Source organism: Roseibium sediminis, assembly GCF_008711325.1.
GTDB lineage: Bacteria > Pseudomonadota > Alphaproteobacteria > Rhizobiales > Stappiaceae > Roseibium > Roseibium sediminis.
In genome coordinates this window covers 226,686-245,999 of the sequence record NZ_VXDB01000004.1, presented here as the reverse complement: position 1 = coordinate 245,999, position 19,314 = coordinate 226,686, and the positions used below count along the sequence as shown (strand labels likewise).

20 protein-coding genes are annotated in these 19,314 nt (G+C 57.9%); 5 read left to right on the top strand and 15 right to left on the bottom strand.

Features of this window, described 5'->3' with window-relative positions; all coding sequences use genetic code 11:
- Positions 1–29: 29 nt before the first annotated feature.
- The 7 genes from kce to F0155_RS06015 all read right to left on the bottom strand — a co-directional run bounded on the left by kce (position 30) and on the right by F0155_RS06015 (position 7,160).
- Positions 30–974: a 3,5-dioxohexanoate:acetyl-CoA acetone transferase gene (kce, locus tag F0155_RS06045; RefSeq protein WP_150523588.1), complete on the bottom strand. Its 945-nt coding sequence runs from the start codon at positions 972–974 to the stop codon at positions 30–32.
- Between the two features lie 16 nt (positions 975–990).
- A complete protein-coding gene (locus F0155_RS06040) occupies positions 991–1,809 on the bottom strand; it encodes an SDR family oxidoreductase (RefSeq protein WP_150523587.1) in 819 nt (272 codons plus the stop codon).
- 10 nt (positions 1,810–1,819) lie between these two features.
- Complete coding sequence (locus tag F0155_RS06035; protein WP_150523586.1) at positions 1,820–3,163, bottom strand: TRAP transporter large permease; 1,344 nt, start codon at positions 3,161–3,163, stop codon at positions 1,820–1,822.
- Complete coding sequence (locus F0155_RS06030; RefSeq protein ID WP_150523585.1) at positions 3,156–3,746, bottom strand: TRAP transporter small permease subunit; 591 nt, start codon at positions 3,744–3,746, stop codon at positions 3,156–3,158. The genes F0155_RS06035 and F0155_RS06030 overlap by 8 nt, the downstream gene beginning before the upstream one ends.
- Positions 3,747–3,764: 18 nt before the next feature.
- Positions 3,765–4,802, bottom strand: a complete 1,038-nt coding sequence (locus F0155_RS06025; RefSeq protein ID WP_150523584.1) for a TRAP transporter substrate-binding protein — start codon at positions 4,800–4,802, stop codon at positions 3,765–3,767.
- A gap of 285 nt (positions 4,803–5,087) precedes the next feature.
- On the bottom strand, positions 5,088–5,756 hold the full coding sequence (locus F0155_RS06020) for a GntR family transcriptional regulator (protein ID WP_150523583.1): 669 nt from the start codon (positions 5,754–5,756) through the stop codon (positions 5,088–5,090).
- 123 nt (positions 5,757–5,879) lie between these two features.
- Positions 5,880–7,160, bottom strand: a complete 1,281-nt coding sequence (locus F0155_RS06015) for a hydroxymethylglutaryl-CoA reductase, degradative (protein ID WP_150523582.1) — start codon at positions 7,158–7,160, stop codon at positions 5,880–5,882.
- A gap of 103 nt (positions 7,161–7,263) precedes the next feature.
- Between F0155_RS06015 and F0155_RS24020 the strand changes: the two genes are divergently transcribed.
- Positions 7,264–7,386 (top strand): hypothetical protein, encoded by a 123-nt coding sequence (locus F0155_RS24020; protein ID WP_280176994.1) that lies wholly within the window; start codon positions 7,264–7,266, stop codon positions 7,384–7,386.
- On the opposite strand, the gene F0155_RS06010 is transcribed toward F0155_RS24020, so the two are convergent.
- Genes F0155_RS06010 through F0155_RS05985 form a run of 6 tightly spaced genes read right to left on the bottom strand, consistent with a single transcriptional unit; the run spans position 7,376 to position 11,866 of the window.
- The gene (locus F0155_RS06010; RefSeq protein WP_150523581.1) at positions 7,376–7,897 is read right to left on the bottom strand and encodes a 2,4'-dihydroxyacetophenone dioxygenase family protein; all 522 of its coding nucleotides are present in this window, start codon (positions 7,895–7,897) and stop codon (positions 7,376–7,378) included. The genes F0155_RS24020 and F0155_RS06010 overlap by 11 nt on opposite strands.
- Positions 7,898–7,909: 12 nt before the next feature.
- Positions 7,910–8,614 carry an SDR family NAD(P)-dependent oxidoreductase gene (locus F0155_RS06005; protein WP_150523580.1) on the bottom strand — a complete coding sequence of 235 codons (705 nt, stop codon included), beginning with the start codon at positions 8,612–8,614 and terminating at the stop codon, positions 7,910–7,912.
- A complete protein-coding gene (locus F0155_RS06000) occupies positions 8,611–9,258 on the bottom strand; it encodes a 2-dehydro-3-deoxy-6-phosphogalactonate aldolase (protein ID WP_150523579.1) in 648 nt (215 codons plus the stop codon). The genes F0155_RS06005 and F0155_RS06000 overlap by 4 nt, the downstream gene beginning before the upstream one ends.
- Positions 9,255–10,175: a 2-dehydro-3-deoxygalactonokinase gene (locus tag F0155_RS05995; protein WP_150523578.1), complete on the bottom strand. Its 921-nt coding sequence runs from the start codon at positions 10,173–10,175 to the stop codon at positions 9,255–9,257. Before F0155_RS05995 ends, F0155_RS06000 begins: the two co-directional genes overlap by 4 nt.
- Complete coding sequence (locus F0155_RS05990; protein ID WP_192913763.1) at positions 10,156–10,827, bottom strand: RraA family protein; 672 nt, start codon at positions 10,825–10,827, stop codon at positions 10,156–10,158. The genes F0155_RS05995 and F0155_RS05990 overlap by 20 nt, the downstream gene beginning before the upstream one ends.
- Complete coding sequence (locus F0155_RS05985) at positions 10,811–11,866, bottom strand: C-terminal binding protein (protein ID WP_150523576.1); 1,056 nt, start codon at positions 11,864–11,866, stop codon at positions 10,811–10,813. The genes F0155_RS05990 and F0155_RS05985 overlap by 17 nt, the downstream gene beginning before the upstream one ends.
- A 237-nt stretch (positions 11,867–12,103) precedes the next feature.
- On the opposite strand from F0155_RS05985, the gene F0155_RS05980 reads away from it, so the two are divergent.
- The 4 genes from F0155_RS05980 to F0155_RS05965 all read left to right on the top strand — a co-directional run bounded on the left by F0155_RS05980 (position 12,104) and on the right by F0155_RS05965 (position 16,035).
- Positions 12,104–12,772, top strand: coding sequence for a GntR family transcriptional regulator (locus F0155_RS05980; protein WP_150523575.1), 669 nt, complete (start codon positions 12,104–12,106; stop codon positions 12,770–12,772).
- 401 nt (positions 12,773–13,173) lie between these two features.
- Complete coding sequence (locus tag F0155_RS05975; RefSeq protein ID WP_150523574.1) at positions 13,174–14,172, top strand: TRAP transporter substrate-binding protein; 999 nt, start codon at positions 13,174–13,176, stop codon at positions 14,170–14,172.
- Positions 14,173–14,251: 79 nt separating this feature from the next.
- Entirely contained in the window at positions 14,252–14,755 is a 504-nt protein-coding gene (locus F0155_RS05970) for a TRAP transporter small permease (RefSeq protein WP_150523573.1), read from the top strand.
- Positions 14,752–16,035 (top strand): TRAP transporter large permease, encoded by a 1,284-nt coding sequence (locus F0155_RS05965; protein WP_150523572.1) that lies wholly within the window; start codon positions 14,752–14,754, stop codon positions 16,033–16,035. Before F0155_RS05970 ends, F0155_RS05965 begins: the two co-directional genes overlap by 4 nt.
- A 76-nt stretch (positions 16,036–16,111) precedes the next feature.
- On the opposite strand, the gene F0155_RS05960 is transcribed toward F0155_RS05965, so the two are convergent.
- Entirely contained in the window at positions 16,112–17,893 is a 1,782-nt protein-coding gene (locus F0155_RS05960; protein WP_150523571.1) for a thiamine pyrophosphate-binding protein, read from the bottom strand.
- The gene (locus tag F0155_RS05955; RefSeq protein WP_150523570.1) at positions 17,893–19,302 is read right to left on the bottom strand and encodes an aldehyde dehydrogenase family protein; all 1,410 of its coding nucleotides are present in this window, start codon (positions 19,300–19,302) and stop codon (positions 17,893–17,895) included. Before F0155_RS05955 ends, F0155_RS05960 begins: the two co-directional genes overlap by 1 nt.
- Between the last annotated feature and the right edge of the window lie 12 nt (positions 19,303–19,314).

Genomic DNA, 19,314 nt, shown 5'->3' with positions numbered 1-19,314 from the left:
ATTCTGGCGTTTTTACAGCTCTCACAATATCAGAAAGCGACCTGATCACCGCCCTTGAGGGCAAGGATCTGGCGCGCTTCATCCGGTGTTGCGACCTGAAGGCCGAGCCCCTCGATCAGGTTTTTCACCTTGGTCACCTGAACCGCATTTGATTTCGCCAATTCGCCCTTGCCGGCCCACAAGCTGTCTTCCAGTCCGACCCGGACATTGCCGCCAAGTGTGATTGCCTGCGCCGCAATCCGGAACTGGTTTGCCCCTGCCCCCAGAACCGACCATCGGTAGTCGGAACCAAACAGCCGGTCTGCCGTTCGCTTCATGTGCATGACGTCTTCATGATGCGGGCCGATCCCGCCAAGAAGCCCGAACACCGACTGGACAAAGAACGGTGCCTTTACCAGCCCGCGATCCGCGAAATGTGCCAGATTGTAGAGATGGGAAATGTCGTAGCATTCAAACTCGAAACGAGTTCCATTCCCGTAGCAGGTGTCCAGCACATACTCGATGTCCTTGAACGAGTTGCGGAATACAAGATCCCGGGACCCTTCCAGATGTTCCCGCTCCCACTCATGCCTGAATTCCTTGAAGCGGTTGAGCATCGGATACAGACCGAAATTCATCGATCCCATGTTGAGCGAGGCAAGTTCCGGCTGAAATTTGGCAGCCGGAGCGGCGCGTTCCTTCACACTCATATAGGGGCTGCCGCCGGTGGTGATGTTCACGACTGCGTTCGTCCCCTGTTTCACCCTTGGCAGAAACGGCGCAAAGCCTTCCGGTGTCTGGTCAGGCCGCCCATCTTCGGGATTTCTTGCATGGAGATGGAGGACCGCAGCACCCGCTTCCGCCGCAGCCAGCGCTTCGCTGACGATCTCGTCCGGCGTTACCGGTAGATAAGGCGACATGGAGGGCGTGTGGATGGCGCCTGTTATGGCGCAGGTGATGATGACCTTGCCGGTAAGTTCGTTTGATTTTGTCATGTGTTTCTATCCGAGATCAAAGCACTTCAACGTTGCCATCGACACAAAGAGATTGGCCGGAAATGTTCTCACCTGCATCCGAAATCAGGAAGGCAACGGTCGACGCCACCTCTTCTGCCGTCACCATTCGGCGCAGCGAAATCCGGTTCAGATACTGGTCTTTCATTTCCTCATAGCTGACACCCGTCACGGTCGCTCGATCTCGGATCACGCCCTCGATCCGGGGGCCCTCGACGATGCCCGGCAAAATGGCATTCACCCGGATGTTGTCCGGCCCGAGTTCCTTGGCAAGGCTCTGGGTGAAGCCGATGACGCCGAACTTGGCCGCCGAATATGGTGTTCGATACGCATAGCCGTGTTTTCCGGCAGCAGAAGACATATTGACCATGGCCCCGCCTCCACTGGTCTTCATCAGCGGAACCGCGCGGCGGGCACAAAGAAACTGGCCGGTCAGGCAAATATCGACGCACCGCTGCCAATCCGACGGTGAAATGGTTTCAACGCCACCTGTCGGGCCTGCAATCCCGGCATTGTTGATCAGTGCGTCAAGGCCGCGAAATTGCTCCTGAACTGCATCGAAGAACGCATCAACGGCCCCCTCGTCCGACACATCAGCCTTGATTGCGAGACAGTTTCCCAACTGGCGGCTGGTGTCATCAAGAGCATGTTGGTCCACATCGCAGATGGCGATCCGTGCGCCCTGCTCATGCAGTGCCTTTGCAATCGCGTAGCCGATCCCCCCTGCGCCAGCCGTGATCGCGACCCGTTTGTTCTTCAGCCCAGGCAAGCGCAAGGATGTTTGGTCCGGGGTAGCCTCGTGAGAGTGAGCACTCATTATGTTTCACCTAATTTCCAAAGACTGCATTCGGCACCCACAGGACCAGACCGGGCCAGATAACCAGCATGAGAAGTCCTGCAAGCTGAAGACCGACAAACGGGATGATGCCACGATAGATGGTGCGGATGGTGATTTCCGGCGGCGCAACACCCTTGATGTAGAACAGGGAGTACCCAAAGGGCGGCGTGAGGAAGCTTGTTTGCAGATTGACCGCCACCAGCATGGCGAACCAGAGCAGCTGTTGCTGCTGAGAGAGCCCGAGCCCGAAATCGAGCGCAGCTACGATCGGAGCGAAGAGAGGCAGCACAATGAAGCTGATCTCGACCCATTCCAGAAAGAACCCCATGACGAAGATAAGGAGAAGCAGGATACCGAGTGTGCCATAGGCGCCAAGATCAAAATGCAGGATGGCATTCTCGATCATCCGGTCGCCCTTGAGCCCCTTGAAAACCATGCCGAAGATGGTCGCGCCGATCAGAACACCGAGGATCATCGCCGATGTGCTCCCCGTCTCCCGGACGCAGTCGGACAAGGTCTTCCGCGAAAGCTTGCCGTTGAGCGCTGCAAGGATCATTGCACAGATCGCACCAAGGCCTGCCGCTTCGGTTGGGGTAGCGGTGCCTGTGGCGATTGACCCGAGAACTGTCAGGATCAAAAGCAAAGGTGCAACCAGATCCTTCATCAACGCCAGAAACAGCGATCCCTCGCTTGACTGGCTGGTCGACACAGGGGTGTGATGTGGCTTGGTTAGAGCGACAAAGATGATATAGGCGATATAGAGACCGCCCAGCAGAAGACCGGGAATGATCGCGCCAAGGAACAGTTCTCCGACCGAGATCTGCAGGATGTCTCCCACCAGCACCAGCATGATGGACGGCGGAATGAGAATGCCGAGCGTTCCGGAGGCCGCAATGGTGCCAACGGCCAGTTCGGGCCGGTACTTCTCGCGCAGCATGATCGGCAGGGCCAGCGTGCTCAACATGACAACCGAGGCGCCGACAATGCCGGTGCTGGCCGCCATGATGATCCCGAGTACCGCGACGGAGATCGCAAGACCGCCGCGCTTGCGGCCAAGTGCACGCTCTAGGGAATAGAGCAGATTCTGCGCCAGCCCTGACTTGTCCAGCATCGATCCCATGAAAACAAAAAGCGGAACCGCCAGAAGCAGCCAGTTTTCGATCACGCCGGCATAAATGCGCGAAACACCGATCTTCAGGAAGGCAAAGGGCAAGCCCCCGATAATGGCGAAGATGATGCCGATACCGCCGAGAACGAAGGTGACCGGATAGCCGCTGAAGATTGCACCAAGCAGGCAAAGAACCATTGCCAGGGGTATGATGTGTTCAATCATCCGTCCGGCCTTTCCGTGAAAAGAGAGCCCGAAGTTTGAGGATGCTCAAGCCGGTTCCAGCAAGGAAGAGCAGGCCAAAGCCGATCGGCATGAAGGCCTTCAGGACGAACCGGTCATACATTCCGTCATAATCCGACCCCTCTCCTATCGAGAAGGAGCGAAACGCGAAGTCGGTGCTGTGAAGGACCACGATGGCGCACAGGGGAAGAAGAAAAACGAGGTGGCCAATCAGGTCCACGATGTCCTTTGTTCTTTCGCTCATATGCTGGCGCAGGAAGTCGACTCGCACGTGAGAGTCGCTGACAAGGGCCCCGGCCATCGTCAACATCAGCATGATGCCAAACAGGTGCCACTGAAGGTCGCCAAGACTGGCAAGGGTCAGCTTGGACCCGAAGAGGAAAATATCCGTATCCCAGCGGGCGATCGTTCCGATCTTGGCCGCTGAAAGCACGACGCTTGCAAGGACCAACAACAGGATCGGCATGATGAGCCATGCCGCCGCCTGACCTATCCACACGATCCAGTGAAGGACCGTGTGGATGAAGCCATTGGCGCGATCAGGAACACTTTGTTGCGTGTCCATGTTTCGAGCCCCGACCGGTTATTCGGACGGAATGGTCTGGAGAGACGTCCAACGCCCCGATGAAGCCACAAAGGCCTTCATCGAGTTATAGGCAGCGCCGTAGAGCGGATCCTTTTCGGCTTCGGAATTCAGAACCCGCTCGGTCGCAGCACGCAGTTCTGCGAGAACCTCGTCCGGGAACCGCTTGACGATTGTTCCACCAGCTTCGAATTCCTCGATCTGAGGCGTCTGGGCGGACGGCGCATATTGCAGGGTCCAGGCAAGGCTGACCTGACACGCGGCCTCGTACATGGCCTGCACTTCGCCGCTCATGCCTTTCCAGACATCCATGTTGATCATCAACACGTCGACGCTGCCAGGCTGGTGCCAGCCCGGATAGTAGTAGTATTTGGCGATCTGATTGAAGCCGAGGTCCTTGTCGATGATCGGCAGCGAGAACTCGGTCGCATCGATACGGCCACGCTCCAGCGCAAGGTAGATCTCGCTCGCCGGCAGATACTGGGCAGAGGCACCGAACTCGTTCAAAACCCGCGCGCCGACACCAGCCATGCGCATCTTGAGGCCGTTGAAGTCCTCGATGGAGTTGATTTCCTTGTTGAACCAACCGCCCGGTTCAGGGTTGGTGACGTGACAGGCAAGGACTTTCACGTTTAGCGGATCGAACCCTTTCTGGACGATCTCCAGGCCACCGCCGACATGCAGCCATGCGGCCAGCGCTTCGGGTCCGGCACCGAACGGGGTCGCGCCAATCTGGGCAACCGGAACCTTTCCGCCCCACTGTCCAAGGAAACTCCAGCCTGCGGGAATGGCGCCCGAGCTCACGTTCTCGAGAATTTCACCCGCCGGAACGAGCTCCCCCGACCCATAGAGCTTCAGGCCAACATCCCCTCCGCTCATTTTTCTGAGCGTCTCGTCCATCAGCTTCGCGCTGTCCGCGAGGAATGTCAGGTCCTTGGGAATGTTCATATGCACATCGAGTGTCTCAGCGTAAGCAGCTGTAGCCCCAAATGCCAGTGAACCGGCCACCATCGCCGTTGCAAGTCTTGAAAATTTCACTTCGTCCTCCCGTTTCCGCAGCCAACTGGATAATCCGATGGGACCCATCCGGTCAGCCGCCTCACAATATTGATGTTTGATTTTTGATCAAAAATCAATAGCTATAGAAGCGAGTGATATTTCCTTCTCTTTTTCAATTAATTAGGAGAGGAACGTGAGCTGACTCATTGACAATCCGCCTTGTGATTTGTGCGAATGCCTTGCAGTTTCCCGATGCCCGAGCAGATGCCGGGCAGATGTTCAGCTATCCGACTGAAACCAGCCTCCGCGGGAAACCATATCGGTTCAGGTTTCGGTGGAGAACAGCACCCGCACCAGCACATCATAGGCATCGGAGATATCCTGCCGCAGCGAGGCGGATGCTTGCTCAGCATCTCCTTTGCGGATCGCCTCGACGATCTTGCGATGGTGCTCGTTGGAGACCTTGTACTGGTCTTCCCTCTCCAGCTGGTAGAGATGCGGACTGACGCGGAGCCACAGGGTATTGATGATGTCGATCAGCACCGGCGAACGGGACTGCTGGTAGAGCCTCAGGTGAAACTCGTAGTTGGCCTTGATATAGCCACGCACATCACCCGAACGTTCTGTCGTTTCGAGCTGGTCCAGCAAAGCTTCAAGGTCGCCAATGAATGCCGTATCCCGGTTCTCGACGGCCCAACGCGCCGCAAGGGTCTCAACCTCAAGCCGCACATTCCTCAGATCCGTGAGCTCCGGATATCCAAGCGCCGGAACCCCGACTGATCTTCCCGAAACATTGGCGACAACGCCGATGGCCAAAAGACGTGTCAGTGCCTCGCGGACGGGCATGGCGCTCACGCCAAAAGCCTCGGCCACATGAGCAACAGGCACGGCTTGGCCCGGCGTGAACTCGCCTTCTCTCAGCAACATGCAAAGTCGGTCGTAGACCTGATCGTGCAGCTTGTCTTTTTGGATCGGTTTGGCGTTCTTGAACATGCCTTGTCTATTCGCACACTATTGGCGATAGAATCTACAATTCGGTTTGTTCGTCGAGGTATTTTCTTTCTTCGGCACGATCTGCACCGCCGGTAAACCACTGAAACGGATAGACTTACCCTCTCAGCTGTTATCGGCGCGAATTCGCGCCAGAATTTCCTCGGCAAGATCCTGTCGCACCTTTCCAAGCGCCTTGAGCTCGCTTGCCACCTTGTCCACCTCATCGCCGACAGCCCCGACCACCAGCGCCACATTCTGCGCATGCAGCGCCATGTGCCCTTTCTGGATACCGGTTGTCGCCAGGGCGCGCATGGCAGCAAAATTCTGCGCCAACCCAATCGAGACAATGATACGGGCGAGCTCATCTGCACTTGAAACACCAAGCACGGCCAGATTTGCTCTTGCGGTCGGATGCACCTTCGTTGCTCCGCCAACGAGCCCAACCGCCATCGGCATCTCAAGTGAGCCAACGAGATTTCCGGCAGGATCGCGCTCCCAGCGCGACATCGAGCGATAGCGGCCATCCCGGGACGCAAAGGCATGCGCCCCGGCTTCAATGGCCCGCGTGTCATTCCCCGTTGCCAGAACCACCGCGCTGACACCGTTCATGATGCCCTTGTTGTGGGTTGCGGCCCGATACGGATCGGCGTCGGCAAAGTGATAGGCTGACAACATGTTGTCGCGCACCTCCTGGCCGCCGATTTCCTCCAGCGGCCAGACCGCACGGGCTCGGACGACACGGCGATCCGCAAGGTTCGTCAGAATACGCAGAAGACTGCGCGCGCCGGTCCACTCACTGAGCTTCGGAGCAAGCGCTTCCGCCATGCTGTTGACCGCATTGGCCCCCATCGCATCTCTGGTGTCCACGATGATATGGACGATGGTCATGGGACCTTCGGCGGTATCGACCACCCGCACATCCACATCGCGGAACCCACCGCCGACCTTGACCAGGAGTGGGTCGACCTCGTCACAGATCGCACGGATTTCATTGATGCGCTCATAGACCTTGAGACGTACGTTGTTCGGATCGCCGCCTCCCAGCAGCTGGACCTGAGCGGCCATGACCGGGCCGCTGCTCGACGTGACAAAACCGCCAGTTCCCCGGCAGCGTTTGGCAGCGTTGCAAACAGCTGCAATCACGGAGGATTCCTCCGTTGCCATCGGCACCAGAACGTCCCGACCATCCACGATCATGTTGGTGGCAATCCCGACAGGGATAGACATCACCGAAATCGCGTTTTCCACCAACCGGTCGGCCAGCTCAATACGCCCTTCTGCTGCGGAAACGAGATCAGACACCGCTTCATTGCCGAGGTTCGTCTGGCGTGCGACCGCCTGCAGACGTTCGGCCGGTGTCATCTTGTGGAGACCCTCAAGTCGGGATGTCGGGGCGTCACTCATGTCGCGCTCATCTCTGATAGTCATGATCGAAGGAAAGAGCCGGAGAACCCGGCCCTGAATTGAACGGATGCAGCAGGCTCTCGAAAATTGAGGCCTGCACAAAATGTCTGATCCGATGCGGGACTATGCCCTTGGGGCATCCATCGTGCAATCCCGCAAATACTCAGGCCCGGACGATGCCGGGCCAGCTCAAAGCTTGGTGGCAGTGACCAGTGTCAGCGAATGAACTGATCGACAAAATCAGCACCAAGCCCCACGTCCTCATAGTGTTTCCGGCACATGTCGATCTTCGTGAAGACGTCTTCGTAGCCCTGCACGTTGCCATAGGGGTCGACGTAGCACATGACGCCGTTCACCTGAAAATAGGTGATCATTTCCTCAACATCGTCCGGCACGACAAGCGTGTGGGTTTCACCGGGCGGCTCGTAGACATAACCACCGGGCTCGGCCACCCAGTCATGTTCAAGATAGTACCATCGCCCCTTGAGCACCCAGCCGTGGACCGGCTGCGAATGCCGATGTCGCGACAGGACACCGGACTTTCGAACCCGCAAGAGGTTCATCCAGTAGCCCTGGGAGCGGTTCAGGCACAGTGGACGAAAAGAGACATTCTCCGCCTGCGGGACCCAGATCCGTTCGTCGGTTGGAATGGCATCGGGAACAACAATCTCCTGCTGCGCATCTTTGGGAAAGGGCAGCTGATAAGGGATCAGCCGTTCATCCTTTGCGTCTTGCATTCCCTCGTCTCCTCACATTGCGGAATAACCGCCGTCAACTGGATAGATTGCCCCTGTCACGAAGCTCGCCTTGTCGGAAACCAACCAGGCGACAAGCTCGCCAATCTCGTCCGGTTGCCCCCACCGTTTCATCGGAGTGCGCCCGAGGATCGGTTCGTTCCGTTTTGGATCGTCCCGCAGCGCATCGGTCATGTTGGTGGCAATCCATCCCGGTGCGATGGCATTGACCCGGATGCCGTCGACAGCCCATTTTCCAGCAAGCGCCTTGGTCAGCTGGGCGACACCGCCCTTGGAAGCAGAATAGGCCGGAACCAAAGGCCCGCCGAAAAAGCTCAGCATGGACGCGGTGTTGACGATGGAGCCGCCTGATTTGGCGAGCAACGGATGAGCCGCGAGACATGTTCGCATCGTGCCCGTCAGGTTCACATCGATGACCCGCTGGAACACCTCGATATCGTATTCCCGCTCGCGCTGAAGAATGCCCGCGCAGTTGATCAATGCATCCAGTTGTTCCAGCCCGCCAAAAACGCTGTCGACACTCTTCTTGTCTGTCACGTCGAGATAGCAGGCCTCAATACCGGTGGCTGTCGTGAATTCGGCGATTTCCTCCTGCGAGGCGCTGGCTGCAATCACGCGCCAGCCTGCAGACTTCAGGACTTCGGCGACCCCTGCCCCAATTCCTCTGGTTCCGCCGGTTACGAGAGCCGTCCTGGTCATGGTTTGCGATTTCTCCCCTCGGCCAGACTTCTGTAGGCGCGCACGAAAGCCTCTGCGCGATCCCGAATCTCGTCAAGGGCAATTCCCGGCTTAAAAAGCGCAGATCCCAAACCAAAACTGTTCACCCCGGCGGAGTGGTACTCCGCCATCGTGTCCGGTGTAATTCCGCCGACAGCTGCAACGACCGTGTCCCGGGGAAGCACGGCGCGGACAGCCGCGATGGCTTTCGGAGAGATCAGCTCTGCAGGAAAGAATTTCAGGACTGCTGCCCCCGATGCGAGAGCGGCAAAGGCCTCCGTGGGCGTGGCAACTCCCGGACACCATTTCATCCCGCGAAGCCGGGCCTGCGCGCCGACTTGCGGATCCATGTTGGGCGCCACGATGATCGTACCGCCCGCCTCCGCCACCTTGTCCACATCACCTGCCGTTGTGACAGTGCCGGCACCGACCACAACCGACTGCCCGTGCCTTTGCGCGATCAAACGGATGGATGCGAAGGCATCCGGCGAATTGAGCGGCACTTCGATGATCCGAAACCCGGCATCCACCAGAACATCGGCAACGTCTGTTGCCTGTTCCGGTCTGATACCGCGCAGGATCGCGATCATCGGATTGTCTGAAAGGGCGGCATCCCAAAGGCTCATGATGTCAATCCTGCTGATTTGGCGATTTCAAAGAGCCCACTTGCGACAACTGTCTCAGATGCAATCCGGCTTTTCATTCCGGCGACTGTCAGGGCACAGGCGTATCTGTCTGTCAGGTCTCCGCGACCGATCAGCGTAACGGCGTCCCCGTTCTTATGACTGGCAAGGCCGGAGCGAATTTCTGAACCGATCAGAATCCCGGACAGGTAATCGGCTGCGGCTGTGCGGGGCAATCGGTCGAAGAGCGGCAGGGTTCGGACATGGAACAGGCGGTGTAAAAGATCACCATCGCCGCAAAGGCCCGACCGGACACCCTGTTCGAACCCTTCGCAGCTGAACGAACCGCCGGTCATCAGGGTTCCCAAGATGGTGTGGGTTTTCAGTGCCGCAAACACTTCCCCGGTCATGAAGGTGTGAAAGTCAACGATCCGGCCAGCTTCGACCTTCACCCATTTGCTGTGGGTGCCGGGAAGGACCACATGACCCTCGCCTTTTGCTTCAGCCGAGGCGCCAACAACTTGTACCTCTTCACCGCGCATGACATCAGGCGCTGCATCGTGGCTGGCATTGAGCCCCGGAACGAAATGGATCTCCAATCCACTGTCGACGCGATAAGGAACCAGCCGGGATGCGAGCGCATCCTTACCGGCTGGAACCGGAACGTATGGCGTTTCGACCCAGCCGTTCCGGCTGGTAATCATGCCCGATGCGATGACCGGGAGGGAAAAATGGCCGGACCAGGATGAAAGGAGACTTCGGAACGCGCCCTCGAAGTCGCGGTCCTTGATCGCCATGATCCCTTGCGCTGCGCTTTTCTGTTCGCGAACCTGGCCATCTTTCCCGATCAGGTAGGCCCGGAAAGAGGACGTCCCCCAATCCAGGCCAATGAGTGCAGCCTCAGATACGGCCGAATTCATTCAGCAGGTCCTCTACCGTCTTGCCCTGCGCAACCGCCTTGCGGGTGAGTTCTTCCCTGTCAGCCTGCTCTTGCGCGAGCTTGATGACCTCTTCCGCCTTTTCCAGTGGAACGACGGTTACGCCCATCAGATCGGCCACGATAAAATCGCCCGGCCTGACTACGACACCGCCACAGGCAATCGGCACGTTGATGGACAGTTCTTCCTTGCGACCGGAGAACATGGTGTGTGTTCCGCGCGGAGTGATTGCGCGGGTCCAGATCGGCCAGTTGATATCTTCCAGTTCGTCCGTGTCGCGGCCCGCACCGTCAATGATCATGCCCCGGATGCCGCGGTTCTTGGCAAGACCACCCATCAGACCACCGCAAACAGATGTGTTCGGATCACCGCCCGCATCCACCACGATCACGTCTCCCGGATGCCCCATTTCCAGCGCCTTCAGGGGATCGACAAGGTCACCCTTGGAAAGCTGTACGGTGATTGCCTGACCGGTCACCTTGGCGCGGAATGCCGGCTTGATGCCGCTGTCCATCACGCCCGTTCGATATTGAACGTCGGCGATGACCGCTGTCGACGAGTAGCATTTGATGAGGGTGTCGAACTTTTCCAGAAGGTCCGGACGACGCTCGAAGTCGTTATACACTTGCAACATTCTTTTCATTTCCCTGATTGGATTTGGAGAGAAGCTCGCGGTCATTTACCGGGTAGTCCGGTGCCTGACCTGTCAAAACCTTGGCCACCTGCGTTGCGGCGATGACACGCGCAGCCCGGATGGACTCCTCGGAGTAGTAGGCCGCATGAGGGGTCACGAGGACGTTCGGCAGGCTGAAGATCGGATTGTCGGCAGGGCTCCAGTTTGCCCGCTTTGCCGGTTCTTCCTCTGGATCGTCCAGTCCGGCGGCGGCCAGATGCCCGTCCGTGAGCGCGCGATAGAGCGCAGCATTGTCGACGGTCGGTCCGCGCCCGGTGTTGACCAGAATGGCGCCCGGCCTCATGGCGGCAAACTCGTCATCGGAGAGGAAATGCCGTGTTTCCGGCGTCATCGGCGCCTGCATCAGGATGTGGTCGGACCGGGCCAGAAGGCCGGCCTTCGAGACAAGCTCCACCCCATGGGTTGCGGCGACGGCGGAAGGAAGAAAAGGATCGTACGCGATCAAACGCACACCAAAGGCTCTGGCGCGGTCGGCAATCGCCTGGCCGATCTTGCCAAAGGAGACGATCCCCATCGTGCGATCACGGAGCCGATAGATCGGTTGGCCGCTCTGCCATTTCCAAATGCCCTGATGGGTCGCGCGGTCATAGTCATGAAGCTTCCGCGCAAGCGTCAGCCACAGGGAAATCGCGTGATCGGCCACTTCCTCGGTGCAATAGTCACGAACGTTGGTGACCAGAATTCCGCGGTCGGTCGCAGCACCAACGTCGACGATATCAACGCCGACGCCGTAACGCGCAATCACCTCGCACCGGGTCATGGCGGCAATCGTCGCGGCTCCGATGCGGGCATACTGATTCATCATCGCCGCGCAGTCGACAGCAGCGAGACGAAGGTCCTCTTCGGTCTTTGCCTGAAGGCCGATCACCTGCGCCCCGACACGCTCAAGGATTTCCGTCTCGATATCGATGTCGCCGTAGTCAAAGTCGGTAATGACCACTTTCGGGCGATCGGCCCTGAACCCGTTCACGTCACTCATGGCACGCACCGACAACAGGCGCAGAAACGCAAAGCACCGGTCCGTTTGCCCGTTGCAACGCGTAATTCTCAACCATCAAAATCATGATCCCTCCCAATCTGGCCATAGCGATCCCGTCATCGGAACACGCCCTGCCCGATCAATTGATAGTGGAAACTATACTGACATCTGATATTCCAGCTTGATTGATCTGATATACCAGATAATCTCCAGCTGCAATAGAAAATGAGAGCACCGATGACACTCGTTCGCCCAAAGTCCCTGAGAGAACTCGCGCTTGAGCATATCCGTGAGCAAATCATCCACGGGACGTTCAAGATGGGCCAACCCTTGTCGGAGCGGAAAATCTCCGAGGAACTGGGTGTTTCGAAGTCACCGGTTCGCGAAGCTCTCGCTCAGTTGCGCGAGGAAGGTCTGGTCCTGATCGAGCCGCAGAAAGGCGCGCAGGTTTTCACCCTCACCATTGAGGAAGTGAATCAGATCTGCGATTTCCGGCAGGTGATCGAAACGGCTGCGTTCAAGCTGGCCCTTGAACGCAACGCGGCCTTGTTGGCCAAGGACATGGCCCAGATCGTGCGCGACATGACGAAGGCGCAGGAAAAGAAGGACAGCCGCAAATACCTGTCCCTGGATTCCGACTTCCACATGTTGATTTTCAGGCACTGCGACAACAGCTATCTTCAGGCCAGCTACGAACGGTACTCAGGAAAGATTGCAGCCCTCAGGACTCATCTGTCCGGATTGCCGCAACACACGTCGCTGTCGTTTGACGAACATCACCAGATGGCCGACGCAGCGCTTCAGAACGATTTTGCCAAGGTCGCGGATCTCCTGAAAACTCACATCGACCGCACCCGCAAGACCTATGTCGACTCCCTTGCACTGCTGCCGAAATTTGAGCAGTAAGCCCTGCGGACTCCGCACACGGCATCTCTTCCTGTTCTGAAATCGCCAACACCCTGACAAGACATCTGTCCTCGTCAGTGAGTCGTCTTTTGCCCGGAGCAGAAGACCACCTTCTGCGGATTCAGGCTGCCAGGCATTTGGCAGCACTCCCCGGCAACTGCCTCAAGCTCCTGCCCTTGCATCACTTTTCTGCAGTACCTCGCCCCTTGGGCTTTCGCCGCCAAGACGTTGTTTCATCGCCTGAACAGGCACCTCTCTCCCTCTCGTTGAGCACCCCCCTCCCCGGCGGAACGCCACTTCGGATCGCGCATTCCCAAAATCGCTTGCGTTATATTTTAGATCTGATATACCAGATGTCAGATTGCGCTGAGGCGTTGATCGATCATCCATGGGAGGAATTCATGTTGAAGAAATTCGGCTGCGCAGTTGGCGTGGCATTGGCTATCGGCCTTGGAACCGCAGCGTCCGCAGAAACGGTCATCCGTGTCGGGCATGGCGCAAACGAGCAGTATCACATGCACCGTGCCCTGCTTAAGTTCGAGGAACTGGTTGAAGCCGGATCAAATGGCGAGATCGATATCCAGATCTTCCCATCTTCGCAGTTAGGCCCCGACCGCGAGATGATCGAGGGCGTTCAGACCGGCGTTCTGGAAATGGCCGTTTCGCCGTCCTCATTCTTTGCAGGCTGGGACCCGGCATTCGCCGTAATCGAGCTGCCCTACATGTATGCGAGCAAGGATATCGCCCTGAAGGTTCTCAATGGAGAAGCTGGCGACAAGATGCTTTCCCGCCTCAACGAACAGGGTCTCGTCGGCCTCGGCTGGCTTGAAAATGGCCTGCGCCATGTCACCAACAACGTCCGTCCGATTGAAAAGCCGGAAGACCTGAACGGCATCAAGCTTCGGACCATGAAGGTTCCGGCACACGTTGCGACCTTCGAGGCCCTTGGCGCGAACCCTACCCCGATGAACTTTGGCGAAGTCTATTCCGCGCTTCAGCAGGGCGTCATTGACGGACAGGAAAACCCGGTTGCCCTAATCGACAGCCAGCGCTTCTATGAAGTCCAGAAGCACGTCTCCCTCACCGGCCATGTCTTTACCGTCTACATCCCGGTGATCAGCGAAGCCTTCTATTCCGGCCTCTCTGCAGAGCATCAGGCGCTTCTGAAAGACTCCATGCAGAAGGCAGAAGCCTATCAGCAGGACCTGGTCAATTCCGAAGAGGCCGGACAGCTGCAGAAAATCCGCGAGTCCGGCGTGAATGTGGTCGATCTGACCGCCGACCAGCGTCAGGTGTTCTCTGACCAGACCGCTTCGGTGCGTGCTGCCTATCGCGATGAAGTTGGGGCGGACGTCTTTGACGCCTGGTTGGCTGCAGTCGCCGACGCCTCCGGCAAATAAGGCGCCGTCAAACACACACCAGACAGGAAATGGCCGGACAGTTTGTTACGGCCATTTTCATATGGCTTCGGGGGGAATAATGGCTGCGATAAAATGGATAGATGCCAATCTTGAGCGGACACTGGCCGCCTTGCTACTGGCCTTCATCGTACTTCTGATCAGTTTCAACGTGATCATGCGTTACGTGCTGAATGCGTCCCTGTCCTGGGGCGAGGAACTGACGCTTTGGACCTTTGTCTGGTTCATCTGGATTGCTGTCAGCTACGGCTTTCACAAGCGTGAACATATCCGCATCACCGTGCTGCGTGACCTTCTTGGCGACCGTGCCCAGCTGGTTCTCGACATGATCGTCGACATTCTGGTTCTGGCATTCCTTGCCATCATGATCAAGGAATGCGTCCAGCTCATGCAGATGCCGTTCGTAGCCAAGCAGAAGTCTGTGGTGCTCGGTCTGCCGATCCCCATTCTCTATGCCTCTGCTCCGGTCGGCGGCACGTTGTCGAGCATCCGGATTGTCCAGCATTTCCTCAAGACCCTCGCTCGCTTTCGCGCCCCAACTCACCAGTCAGGAGATGGAAAATGATTGCAACAGTCCTTTTCATCGCTCTGCTGGTCTTGCTTCTTGTCAGTGTTCCGATCGGGATATGCCTCGGGCTGGCCACCATGATCGTCATGGTCTTCGTTGACGGCACACCGCCGCTCGTGCTTCTCGCGCGCTCTGTGGTGACCGGGGCGGATTCCTTTCCGTTGATTGCCGTCCCGCTGTTCGTTTTGGCGGGTGATCTCATGCAGCATGGCGGCATGTCGCGGCGCCTCGTTGCCTTTGCCAATGCGCTGATCGGACACATCCGTGGCGGCCTTGCCTATGTGAATGTACTGGCTTGCGTGTTTTTTGCCGCGATCTCCGGATCGTCTCCGGCAACTGTCGCCGCCATCGGCTCGAACCTCATTCCGGAAATGGAAAAAGTCGGCTATTCCCGGCGCTTCAGCGGGGCGCTGACAGCCTCATCGGGAATGATTGGCGTCATGATCCCGCCCAGCATTCCCTTCATCATTTATGGCGTGACGGCGGAAGTCTCTATCGGCAAGCTGTTCCTTGCAGGTGTCATTCCCGGCCTTATGTTTGCGGTCATGTATATGGCCATTGGCCGGTTCCTGCTGCGCAAGGAAACCGCCGTGATAGAGGCCACCAAGGAGTTCTCGTCTGCCTCGATGGCCGAGACCTTCCGCAAGTCCTTCTGGGCGCTTCTGGTTCCGATCATCATACTTGGCGGGATTTATAGCGGCATCTTCACACCGACCGAGGCTGGAGCCGTCGCCGTTCTTTATGCTGCCGTGGTCGGCCTGTTCGTCTATGGCGACATAGGGCTGCGCGACCTGCCGGGCATTCTGGCCCAAAGCGCACTGACAAGCGGAACCATCCTCATTCTGGTGATCATGGCAACGGCCTTCGGGCGTCTTGTCACCCTGGCTCAGATCCCCGCAGATTTGGCTAACTGGCTGACGCACCTGTCGGATAATCCGATCCTGATCCTGCTTTTGATCAATCTGCTGCTTCTCATCATCGGCATGTTCATGGAGACGATATCCTCGATCATCATCATGACGCCGATCCTGCTGCCCGTAGCAGCTGCCATTGGCGTTGATCCGATTGTCTTCGGGGTGATCCTGACGGTCAATCTGGCCATCGGCTTCTGCACCCCGCCCCTCGGCGTCAACCTGTTTGTGGCAAGCGGCATATCCGGCGTTTCCATCGAACGCCTGAGTATCGCCATCCTGCCCTTCTTTGCAGGAATGCTCGTGCTGTTGATGATGGTGACCTACATCCCGGCGCTTTCGTTGTTCCTGCCCTCCCTATGGTGACGCAGCAAAAGAGCCAACAAAAATACCCGGTGCAGTGACTGCGCCGGGCATTTTCTTTTCTCACAGCAGAAGCCTATCAGGTCGCGACGTGCGAAACGTCCTTGTCCGGAGAATAGATATCCAGAATGTTCCAGTGGCCCGTGGTTGGTGTCGGGTTGTTGATCATCGGAACATCCAGAACCGTCGGCTTGCCGCTGGCGATTGCGGCTTGCAGCGCTGGCAGAAGGTCTTCGGCGCTCTTGATGCGAATGCCGACGGCCCCATACGCCTTTGCGATGTCAGCATAGCTCGGACCGTTCGTCGGCTCGGCAGCCGTACCCGGAAACGTCGTTCCATAGGTCAGGCCATGATGCGCCTTTTGAAGGCCGGCGATGGTCCCAAACGCGTTGTTGTTCATCACCAGCCAGACAATCCCGAGGTTCAACTCGACTGCCGTTGCCAGCATGGACGGGTTTTGACCAAACCCGCCATCGCCCACAAGGCTGATGACAACACGGTCTGGCGCAGCCAGCTTGGCGCCAATGGCGCCCGGAGGGCCAAATCCCATGGTCGCAAAGCCGCCCGGTGTCAGGATCGAGCCTGGCGTGAGGATGTCGAATTGCTGGCCGACGCCGTTCTTGTTCCAGCCCACATCGGTCGTGATGATTGCGTTCTCTGGCAGCGCCTTTCTGGCATCTGCAAGAATGCGCTCCGGCATCATCGGGAAAGCGGAAGATGTTGCCATCTCCTGATTTCCTGCCTTGAACCTTGCCCGGAAGTCAGAAATCTTCTTCACCAGATCCGGACGCTGGAAGCCGTTCGGGTACATCTCCTTCGCCACCCGCGTCAGAACCTTGAGCGCGGATTTCGCATCAGCGACCACGCCGATTTCGGTCGGGTAATTGCGCCCGATTTCCGAAGGCTCGATATCGATATGGATCACCTTGGAGCCGGGGATGTTGAACGTGTAGCCCGGATACCAGCTGGAGCAGTCGGCTTCCTTGAAACGGGTGCCGATTGCGAAAATGTAGTCCGCATTAAGACAGCTCTGATTGACCAGTTCGGTGCCCCAGAACCCCGTCATGCCGAGCACAAGCGGATGGGCGTCGGAAAGAGCCCCCTTCCCCATCAGGCTATGGGCAACCGGCAGTCCCATATGATCGACAAATTCACGCAATTCCTCGGATGCCTTGGCCAGAAGAATACCGCCGCCGACATAGGCAACCGGGTCCTTGGCCTTGGCCAGCGCTGTCACGATCTTGCGGGCGGTTTCATCGTCGAGAGACGGCTTCACCAAGGTGCGGGTGTTGTCGAGGATGCGGTCAAAGCTCTCTGACGAAATCACTTGCGAGAAGATGTCCATCGGCACATTGACAAGCACCGGTCCCGGCTGGCCGCTTTCGGCCAGATGGAACGCCTTTTCAAGGATTTCCGCCATCAGGTCAGCACGGTCGACACGCCAGGCGCGCTTCACGAAAGGACGATAGATCTCCCACTGCGCCGCATCGGCATGGAGGTTCACCTCCTGATGCGGATGCTTGCCGTAATAGTGGGTCGGAATATCCCCGGCGATAACGACCATCGGGATACAGTCCAATGCCGCATTGGCAACGCCTGTCGCGCAGTTGGTCAGGCCCGGAGACAGGTGCGACAGAACCACGGATGCCTTGCCCTTCACCCGGGCATAGGCATCGGCAGCGTGGCTGGCGATCTGTTCGTGGCGAACGGTGACGAAATCAATCGGGCTTTCGGCGAGCGCTGCCAGAACGGCGATGTTGGTGTGGCCGCAGAGGCCGAAGACATGCTCCACGCCGCGGCGCTCCAGAAAGCTGACAATATGCTCGGCGACAGTCCGTTCGGTCGATGTCTTGTCCAGCATCACGCAACCTCCCTGCCAAAGAACTCTCCAAACAGCTCTTCTTCGGACGGGCGATCTTCCGGGATCGGTCGGCTCACCCACGTGTAGTTCATCATGTGCTTGATGGTGACGTTTTCATTGGTGATGTTGCCGCCCCAGATGCCACAGCCGAGCGATGAGGTCATCGGCATGCCGTTTGTCCATGCACCGGCATTGGCCTTGGATTGCGGCTGGCGAACCATCATGCGGCTGACGGGCGCAAGGCGAGCCAGACGGTCGATGTTCTCGTCGCTGTGGCTGTAGATGCCGCAGGAGTGCCCCTTGCCGCCGACTTCATAAATCTGGCGAACGGTTTCCAGCGCGTCATCAAATGTCTCGAAGTGATAAAGCGCCATCAAGGTGGTCAGCTTTTCCTTTGAGAATTTGTGCTCCGGACCAATCTGGCCCTGATTTTCAACCATCAGGAACTTGCGGTCGTCGGGAATGGAGAACCCGGCAACTTCGGCTGTCTGTTGCGGGCGGCAGGCAATGGTCGGGAATGTCCGGTTGCCCTTCTCGTCCCACATGGCCTTTTCCAGAAGGACCTTTTCTTCCGAGCTGCAGAGATATCCGCCTTCGGCTTCCAGAGCCTTGACCATGCGGTCATAGATGGACTTCTGGATGATGATGTTGCCGTCAGCAGAGCAGCCCGAGCCAAAATCGGAGGTCTTGGAAACCCGGGTATTCTGGGCTGCAATCTCGATGTCAGCGGTTTCATCGATGACGATGGAAGAGTTTCCAGCGCCAACGCCATAAGCCGGACGACCCGAACTGTAGGCGGCCTTTACCATCGGCTTGCCACCGGTTGCCAGCGTCAGATCTGCCCGCGACATCAGATAGTTGGTCATCGGGATGGACGGCTTGCGGATCGACTGGAACAGATCTTCCGGAGCGCCGACGGCCCGGCAGGCGGCCCGCATGACTTCCACCATCTCGTAGGTTGTCAGCGCCGTGCGCGGATGCGGGGAAAAGATGACGGCGTTTCGTGCATTGGCGGAGGACACACCGGTCACAGGTGGGGTCATGGCCGGGTTGGTCATCGGGATCAACGAGGCAATGACACCAGCCGGCTTTGCGTATTTTACAAGGCCCTTCGCCTCATCCACTTCGACAATGCCGGTCGACGGCGTGCGAAGCACATCACGCAGCACCATGTGGATCTTGAAACGTTTTGCCGGGCGCCCGTCCCGGTCACCAATGCCGCTTTCATCCACACCCTGCTGCGCCAGCCGGGTGAATGTCTTTTCGTTACCGGAATACCATGCAATCGCCTGACTGAGCCGATTGAGGTTCTCCTGGCTCCAGTCCTCGATCTCAGCCATGGCCGCTCTCGCGCGTACCAGCATATCGTCGACGAGTTGACGTTCGTCGTCAGTCAGTTCTTTCCCCATGGGGTCCCTCTT

Bases quoted from the DNA above. Each gene is read 5' to 3' on its own strand.
- F0155_RS05965 (WP_150523572.1), top strand. From the start codon at position 14,752: ATGATTGCAACAGTCCTTTTCATCGCTCTGCTGGTCTTGCTTCTTGTC.
- F0155_RS06015 (WP_150523582.1), bottom strand. From the start codon at position 7,160: ATGAGTGACGCCCCGACATCCCGACTTGAGGGTCTCCACAAGATGACA.
- F0155_RS05975 (WP_150523574.1), top strand. From the start codon at position 13,174: ATGTTGAAGAAATTCGGCTGCGCAGTTGGCGTGGCATTGGCTATCGGC.
- F0155_RS06035 (WP_150523586.1), bottom strand. From the start codon at position 3,163: ATGATTGAACACATCATACCCCTGGCAATGGTTCTTTGCCTGCTTGGT.
- F0155_RS05980 (WP_150523575.1), top strand. From the start codon at position 12,104: ATGACACTCGTTCGCCCAAAGTCCCTGAGAGAACTCGCGCTTGAGCAT.
- F0155_RS05960 (WP_150523571.1), bottom strand. From the start codon at position 17,893: ATGCTGGACAAGACATCGACCGAACGGACTGTCGCCGAGCATATTGTC.
- F0155_RS05995 (WP_150523578.1), bottom strand. From the start codon at position 10,175: ATGAATTCGGCCGTATCTGAGGCTGCACTCATTGGCCTGGATTGGGGG.
- kce (WP_150523588.1), bottom strand. From the start codon at position 974: ATGACAAAATCAAACGAACTTACCGGCAAGGTCATCATCACCTGCGCC.
- F0155_RS06030 (WP_150523585.1), bottom strand. From the start codon at position 3,746: ATGGACACGCAACAAAGTGTTCCTGATCGCGCCAATGGCTTCATCCAC.
- F0155_RS06040 (WP_150523587.1), bottom strand. From the start codon at position 1,809: ATGAGTGCTCACTCTCACGAGGCTACCCCGGACCAAACATCCTTGCGC.
- F0155_RS06020 (WP_150523583.1), bottom strand. From the start codon at position 5,756: ATGTTCAAGAACGCCAAACCGATCCAAAAAGACAAGCTGCACGATCAG.
- F0155_RS05990 (WP_192913763.1), bottom strand. From the start codon at position 10,827: ATGTTGCAAGTGTATAACGACTTCGAGCGTCGTCCGGACCTTCTGGAA.
- F0155_RS05985 (WP_150523576.1), bottom strand. From the start codon at position 11,866: ATGAGTGACGTGAACGGGTTCAGGGCCGATCGCCCGAAAGTGGTCATT.
- F0155_RS06010 (WP_150523581.1), bottom strand. From the start codon at position 7,897: ATGCAAGACGCAAAGGATGAACGGCTGATCCCTTATCAGCTGCCCTTT.
- F0155_RS05955 (WP_150523570.1), bottom strand. From the start codon at position 19,302: ATGGGGAAAGAACTGACTGACGACGAACGTCAACTCGTCGACGATATG.
- F0155_RS05970 (WP_150523573.1), top strand. From the start codon at position 14,252: ATGGCTGCGATAAAATGGATAGATGCCAATCTTGAGCGGACACTGGCC.
- F0155_RS24020 (WP_280176994.1), top strand. From the start codon at position 7,264: ATGTCTGATCCGATGCGGGACTATGCCCTTGGGGCATCCATCGTGCAA.
- F0155_RS06005 (WP_150523580.1), bottom strand. From the start codon at position 8,614: ATGACCAGGACGGCTCTCGTAACCGGCGGAACCAGAGGAATTGGGGCA.
- F0155_RS06000 (WP_150523579.1), bottom strand. From the start codon at position 9,258: ATGAGCCTTTGGGATGCCGCCCTTTCAGACAATCCGATGATCGCGATC.